Here is a 6,923-nt window from a genome sequence, read left to right on the forward strand (position 1 = left end):
GGCTGCCCGGTGCCCTCCGGGAGCTCGCGCAGCCTCTTGGTGGCGTCGGCGACCGACACGCCCGGGCGGGCCGCGAGCCACCCGGCCACCAGCGCCAGGGCGGCCGGCTGCCCCTCGCACTCCTCGGCCAGCGCCTCGGCGGTGCGGGGGTCCACGGTGATGCGCACCTGGCCGATGGTGCGGGCGAGCAGCTGGACGGCGGCGTCCGCCTCCAGGCCGCCCAAGGTGCACGGACGGACGCCGGGGATCCCGGTGAGGGGGCCGGTGGATGTGGCGACGACCAGGCAGTCCGGGTTGTCCGGCAGCAGCGGGTCGACCTGTTCCGCGTCCACGGCGTCGTCCAGGAGGATCAGGGCGCGGCGGGCGGCGAAGGCCTCGCGGACCATCGCGGAGAGTTCGTCCTCGTCCGCCCCGGGCGGGGCGGAGACCTGGAGCAGGTCCAGGAGGGCGCGTGCGGTGCGCTCGGTGGGCACCCGCTCGCCGCCGGGCTCGGTGAGCCCGATGACGTACACGCCGTCGGGGTAGTCGCCGGGTGCCACGAGCCGGCGGGCGAGCTCGGCGGCGAGGGCCGTGCGTCCGGAGCCGGGGCGCCCGGCGATCAGCAGGACCCGGGCCCGGGCGGCCTTGCGGCCCGCCAGGGTGTCGAGGCCCGCGCGTTCGACGTCCGCCTGAAGGTCTTTCAGCTCTCTGCCGCGGCCCAGGAGCGGGGGTGGATTCGCGCCGGACGGTACTTCGGTCCCCGCCGGTCCCGCCGCTCCGGCCGGTCCGCTGGTGTCCACCGCCTGATCGGTCACGAGCCACGCTCCACTTCACTGCACGCGGTTGCCCGCCGGAAGTCCGGCCGGGGCCTTTCGAGCGTAGTTCAGTGGTGTGGTGGATCACGGCCGAGCGCGGCAGCCGGATCCCTCGATCGGATGAGCGTTTCTTACGACCGGACGACCGGACGGGCTACGGGCGCGAGGCGGGACGTCCGCCGGACGGGACCCACGCGGACCGGACGTCCTTCAGGCCGGTCCTCGTGGCCGCCCCGCGGAGGGAGCGGCCACGGAGACGGCGGGATGGGCGGGACCCGTCCCCACGAGGACCGGTCAGGCCTCGAACGGCCGGGCGGGCCACGGCGCCTCGGCCGGGCGCAGCGAGTCCGGCCCGTCGCCCGCGAGCACCGCGGTGAGCGAGAGGACGCCCACCACGAGGCAGTTGTTGTGCAGGTCCCCGGCGAGCACACCGCGTACGAGCTCCGGCAGCGGCACCCGGGCCAGCTCCATGTCCGCCTCCTCCTCCGCGACCTCGAAGCGCTCGCCCTCCGCCTCGGAGAGGTCCCGTGCCAGGAAGATGCGCACCGCCTCGTCGCAGCCGCCGGGGGAGGTGTAGACGTCGGTCAGCACCCGCCAGTCCTCCGCCTTGACGTGCGCCTCCTCGTACAGCTCGCGCTGGGCGGCGTGCAGCGGATTCTCCCCCGGGACGTCGAGGAGTCCGGCCGGGATCTCCCACAGCTTGTGGCGGACCGGGTGCCGGTACTGGCGCAGGACGACGACCCGGTCGTCCCCGTCCAGGGCGAGCACGGCGACGGAACCGGGGTGGACCTGGTAGTCGCGGCTGTGGACGCTGCCGTCGGGCATCACCACGTCGTCGGTGCGGACACTGGTCTTCGCGCCGGTGAAGGGGGTCACCGTCGCGGTGACCTGCCACTCCTCGGGGGTGTCCTGGATACCCATGTACGTCCTCCCACGAACGGAAAAACAAGAACCGGGGCACGCATCCGGTGAAGGATCCGTACCCCGGTCAACCGTATCGCCTACGCGCCGGTGCCCGTTCCGCGAGCCGCGGCCTGACGCGCCACGGCGGCCTTCACCAGGCCGGCGAAGAGCGGGTGCGGACGGGTCGGGCGGGAGCGGAGCTCCGGGTGCGCCTGGGTGGCGACCAGGTAGGGGTGGGTCTCGCGCGGGTACTCGACGTACTCGACGAGCTTGTTGTCCGGGGACGTGCCGGAGAAGACCAGTCCGGCCTTCTTCTCCAGCTCCGCGCGGTAGGCGTTGTTCACCTCGTAGCGGTGGCGGTGGCGCTCGTCCACGTACGGCCGGCCGTCGTACGCCTCACGGACGAGGGAGCCCTCGGCGAGCTTCGCCGGGTACAGGCCGAGCCGCATGGTGCCGCCCAGGTCGCCCGCGCCCTCCACGTACGCGAGCTGCTCCTCCATCGTGGAGATGACGGGGTGGCCCGTGGCGGCGTCGAACTCGGTGGAGTTGGCGTCGGGGATCCCGGCGAGGTTGCGCGCGGCCTCGATCACGATGCACTGAAGGCCCAGGCAGAGGCCCAGGAGCGGCACCCGGTTCTCGCGGGCGTACTGGATGGCGCCGACCTTGCCGGTCACCCCGCGCTCGCCGAAGCCGCCGGGGATGCAGACGGCGTCGACGTCGCCCAGTGCCTTCCGGGCGCCCGCCGGGGTCTTGCAGTCGTCGGAGGCGACCCACTTGACCTTGACGCGCGCCTTGTTCGCGAAGCCGCCGGCCCGGATGGCCTCGGTGACCGAGAGGTAGGCGTCGGGCAGGTCGATGTACTTGCCGACCAGGGCGACGGTGACCTCGTGGTCGGGGTTGTGGACGCGGTCCAGCAGGTCGTCCCAGGTGGTCCAGTCGACGTCGCGGAAATGCAGGTCGAGCTTGCGCACGACGTAGGCGTCGAGGCCCTCGGTGTGCAGGACCTTGGGGATGTCGTAGATCGACTTGGCGTCCACGCAGGCCACCACGGCGGCCTCGTCGACGTCGCACATCAGCGAGATCTTGCGCTTGATGGCCGTCGGTACGTCGCGGTCGGCGCGCAGCACGATGGCGTCGGGCTGGATGCCGATGTTGCGCAGGGCGGCGACCGAGTGCTGCGTCGGCTTGGTCTTCAGCTCGCCGGACGGGCCGATGTAGGGCAGCAGCGAGATGTGCACGACGAAGACGTTGTCGCGGCCGACCTCGTGGCGGACCTGGCGGACCGTCTCGAGGAACGGCAGCGACTCGATGTCGCCGACGGTGCCGCCGACCTCGGTGATGACGACGTCCACGTCGTCGGTCGCCATGCGGCGGATGCGGTGCTTGATCTCGTTGGTGATGTGCGGGATGACCTGGACGGTGTCGCCGAGGTACTCGCCGCGCCTCTCCTTGGCGATCACGGTGTTGTAGACCTGGCCCGTGGTGACGTTGGCCGAGCCGTCGAGGTCGACGTCCAGGAAGCGCTCGTAGTGGCCGATGTCCAGGTCGGTCTCGGCGCCGTCGTCGGTGACGAACACCTCACCGTGCTGGAAGGGGTTCATCGTGCCCGGGTCGACGTTGAGATAGGGGTCGAGCTTCTGCATGGTGACCCGCAGGCCACGCGCCTTGAGCAGGGCACCCAGGCTGGAGGCAGTCAGACCCTTGCCGAGGGAGGAGGCGACACCCCCGGTGACGAAGATGTGCTTGGTCGTCGTGGATGTGGGCTGCATAGCCAAAGGGGGCTCCCGTGGTCGCGATCGTGAGGTGCGTGCCGGCGTGCCGTACGGAGTTCTCCGGAGGTGCCGTCGCTGCGGTTCGGGGGCCTCGTCCACTGTCGGGACGACCACCGGTCCACGGGCTACCAGGGTAACAGCGACGAAGAGGGGCCGCTTCCGGCCACGCCTCGTCCAAGGTCGGCACAGGATCGCCGCACTCGTTTCCCGTCCCACCCATTAGCTCGGCCGAGGCGGAGAACAACTGGTGGACAGTCGCGCACAACCCCCGACCGCGTCGTATCCTGCTCGGACACTCGCTGCCGAGTTGGCCGGCCCAGCGGCTCCACACCAGCCCGCTCACCCGTGCAAGAGCTCGTCGGTTCTACTACAACGACCCCTTGACCAGCAGTAAGCGCCCTGCGGGGCGACATGGCCGTTCGACTGGAGACGCACGTGGCCGGGCGCATCGAGGATTACGCACTCATCGGAGACATGCAGACCGCAGCCCTGGTCTGCCGGGACGGCACGGCTGACTGGCTGTGCCTGCCCCGCTTCGACTCGCATGCCATTTTCGCCGGGCTCCTCGGCACCGAGGAGCATGGTTTCTGGCGGCTGGGACCCGCCCGTCCGGAGGGCGCGGAGCCCCCGGTCGCGGACCGGCGCCGCTACCGCGGGGACTCCCTCGTCCTGGAGTCGGAGTGGGACACCCCCCGCGGCACCGTCCGCGTGACGGATTTCATGCCGCCGCGTGACGGGGCACCGCAGCTGATCCGCATCGTCGAGGGCGTGAGCGGCCGTGTGCCGATGCGCTCCGAACTGCGGATGCGCTTCAGTTACGGGCGGGTCACCCCCTGGGTGCACAAGGTGGACGGCCGCACGGTCGCCGTCGCCGGCCCGGACTCCGTCTGGCTGGACACCCCGGCCGACACCTACGGCCAGAACCTGACGACGTACTCCGACTTCACGGTGGCGCCCGGCGACCGGGTCGCGTTCACCATCAGCTGGCAGCCCTCGCACAACGAGCCGCCCGCCGTCCCCGACCCCGAGGGCTCCCTGGAGGCCACGGAGCACTTCTGGCGCGAGTGGGTCGAGCAGTGCACCTATCACGGCCCCTACCGGGAGGCCGTGGTCCGCTCGCTGATCACCCTGAAGGCGCTGACCTACGCCCCGACCGGCGGCATCGTCGCGGCCCCGACCACCTCCCTGCCGGAGGACATCGGCGGCTCCAGGAACTGGGACTACCGCTACACCTGGCTGCGGGACGCCGCCATCACCCTCTCCTCCCTGCTGCGCACCGGCTACCGCGAGGAGGCCCGCGCCTGGCGCGAGTGGCTGCTGCGGGCCGTCGCGGGCGACCCGGAGAACCTGCAGATCATGTACGGCATCGCGGGCGAGCGGGAGCTCGGCGAGGCGGAGCTGGACTGGCTGCCCGGCTACGAGGGCTCCGGCCCCGTCCGGGTGGGCAACGGCGCGGCGAACCAGTTGCAGCTCGACGTGTACGGCGAGGTCACCGAGGCGCTCCACCTGGCGCACATGACGGGGCTGACCCGCAACGACTACGCGATGGGCCTCCAGCTCAAGCTCATCGAGTACCTCGAGCACCACTGGGAGGAGCCGGACGAGGGCATCTGGGAGGTGCGCGGGCCGCGCCGCCACTTCGTGCACTCGAAGGTGATGGCCTGGGTCGCGGTCGACCGCACGATCAAGCTGATCGAGTCCGGTGACGCAGAGGGGCCGCTGGAGCGGTGGCTCCAGTTGCGCGAGGACATCCACCGCGACGTCTGCGAGCGGGGTTACGACAAGGAACGCAACACCTTCACGCAGTCGTACGGCTCCAAGGAACTCGACGCCTCCCTGCTGCTGATTCCGCAGATGGGCTTCCTGCCGCCCGACGACAAGCGGGTCATCGGCACGATCGAGGCGATCCAGCGGGAGCTGTCCACGGAGGACGGGTTCGTCCGGCGTTACCCCACCGAGGGCGAGGACGCGGGTGTGGACGGCCTGGAGGGCGACGAGGGGGCGTTCCTGGCCTGCTCGTTCTGGCTGGCGGACGACCTGGCGATGATCGGCCGGGTCGACGAGGCCCGCCGGCTCTTCGAGAAGCTGCTCTCCCTGCGCAACGACCTGGGACTGCTGGCCGAGGAGTGGGACTCCGGGCTCCAGCGCCAGGTGGGGAACTTCCCGCAGGCCTTCAGCCACGTGCCGCTGATCGACACGGCGCTGCGGCTGACGGCGAGCGGGGCGTACGTGGGCTGACCCCTCGCCCGCCGGAGTGGAGCGGGGCCCCGGGCGGCGCACCGTCGTCCGGGGCCCCGGCGCGGGCGGCGACGTCGTCCCCAGGACGACGGTGCCGCGCCCGTCCCGGCCCGCGTGTGCTCCCGGCGTCGGCGTCACGCTGCCGGGGGCCCTGGTGCGGCGGTCCGCCGCGGGGCCGGTAGCTTCCTGACCGGGGGTTTTTCCCGTCGCACGCGAGCGGAAGCAGGAGGCCGGACCGGTGGAGACAGAAGGCGGGATCACCGTGCGGCGGGCCCTGGAGCTGCCGGGGCTGCGCGCCGGACTGCCCGAGGTGCTGTCCGGCGCCGACCGGCTGGACCGTACGGTGCGCTGGGTGCACGCGGGCGAGGCACCGAACCTCCCCGCCCTCCTGAAGGGCGGGGAACTGCTGCTGACGACAGGGCTGGCGCTCGGCTCGCGCCCCGCCGAGCAGCGCTCCTACGTCCGCAGGCTGGCCGACCGGGGCATCGCCGCGCTGATCGTGGAGCTCGGCCCGCGCTTCGGCCGGCTGCCCGTGGCGATCGTGGACGCCGCGCGCGCGGCGGGGCTGCCGCTCGTCCAGCTGCACCGGGAGGTGCCGTTCGTCGCGGTGACCGAGGAGATCCACACCGAGATCGTCAACGGGCACTACGCCCTGCTCCGGCGGGCGGAGGAGGTGCACCGGCGCTGCACCCGGGCGGTGCTCGACGGCGGCGGGGTGCCGCAGGTCCTGGGGATCCTGGCGGACTTCACGGCCAACCCCGTCTTCCTGGAGACGCCCGACGGCCGGCTGCTGTACGCGGCCGGCACCGGGACCGCGCCGGTGGGTGCCGACCCGCTGCAGGTCTGGGCCGGGTTGCGCGGTGGCCGGGAGGACCGCGAGACGCCGCCCACCGGAGCCGTGCTGGTGGAGGTGCCCGGCGGCGGTCGGGGTGCCGGCTCCGTACGGGCGCGGCTGGTGCTGCTCGCCGTGGCGGGGCCGCTGACGGTGGTGCACCGGATGGCCGCCGAGCGGGCCGCGGGGATCCTGGCGGTCGTCCTGATGCAGGCCCGCCAGGAGGAGGAGCTGGCGGCACGGGGGCGGGGGGACTTCCTGACCGACCTCGCCGAGGGCCGGATCGCCCCCGGGGACGCGCCCGCGCAGGCCGGGGTGCTGGGGTTCATCCCGCCCGGATGAGCGGCTCGTCGTCCGTCACAAGAACCCTGATCACGACTCTCC

Annotated in this window: 4 protein-coding genes and 1 pseudogene; 2 read left to right on the forward strand and 3 right to left on the reverse strand. The window is 72.4% G+C overall.

Going from position 1 to position 6,923, the window contains the following annotated elements; genetic code table 11:
- The 3 genes from ABZ371_RS26740 to ABZ371_RS26750 form a co-directional block, all read right to left on the reverse strand.
- Positions 1-794 (reverse strand): NB-ARC domain-containing protein (locus ABZ371_RS26740; RefSeq protein WP_358684121.1); only part of this gene is annotated, 794 nt, incomplete at its 3' end.
- A gap of 294 nt (positions 795-1,088) precedes the next feature.
- Positions 1,089-1,715, reverse strand: a complete 627-nt coding sequence (locus tag ABZ371_RS26745; protein WP_358684123.1) for an NUDIX hydrolase — start codon at positions 1,713-1,715, stop codon at positions 1,089-1,091.
- A gap of 80 nt (positions 1,716-1,795) precedes the next feature.
- The gene (locus ABZ371_RS26750) at positions 1,796-3,466 is read right to left on the reverse strand and encodes a CTP synthase (protein WP_358684125.1); all 1,671 of its coding nucleotides are present in this window, start codon (positions 3,464-3,466) and stop codon (positions 1,796-1,798) included.
- Between the two features lie 438 nt (positions 3,467-3,904).
- Between ABZ371_RS26750 and ABZ371_RS26755 the strand changes: the two genes are divergently transcribed.
- Positions 3,905-5,707 (forward strand): glycoside hydrolase family 15 protein, encoded by a 1,803-nt coding sequence (locus ABZ371_RS26755; protein WP_358684127.1) that lies wholly within the window; start codon positions 3,905-3,907, stop codon positions 5,705-5,707.
- 238 nt (positions 5,708-5,945) lie between these two features.
- Positions 5,946-6,866, forward strand: a pseudogene (locus tag ABZ371_RS26760) (PucR family transcriptional regulator ligand-binding domain-containing protein); the annotation flags it as partial.
- Positions 6,867-6,923 lie beyond the last annotated feature (57 nt).

Origin of the sequence: Streptomyces sp. NPDC005899, from assembly GCF_040629645.1 — a bacterium.
Taxonomy (GTDB): domain Bacteria; phylum Actinomycetota; class Actinomycetes; order Streptomycetales; family Streptomycetaceae; genus Streptomyces.

Coding starts and splice junctions, on each gene's coding strand:
- ABZ371_RS26750 (WP_358684125.1), bottom strand. CDS start 3,466: ATGCAGCCCACATCCACGACGACCAAGCACATCTTCGTCACCGGGGGT.
- ABZ371_RS26745 (WP_358684123.1), bottom strand. CDS start 1,715: ATGGGTATCCAGGACACCCCCGAGGAGTGGCAGGTCACCGCGACGGTG.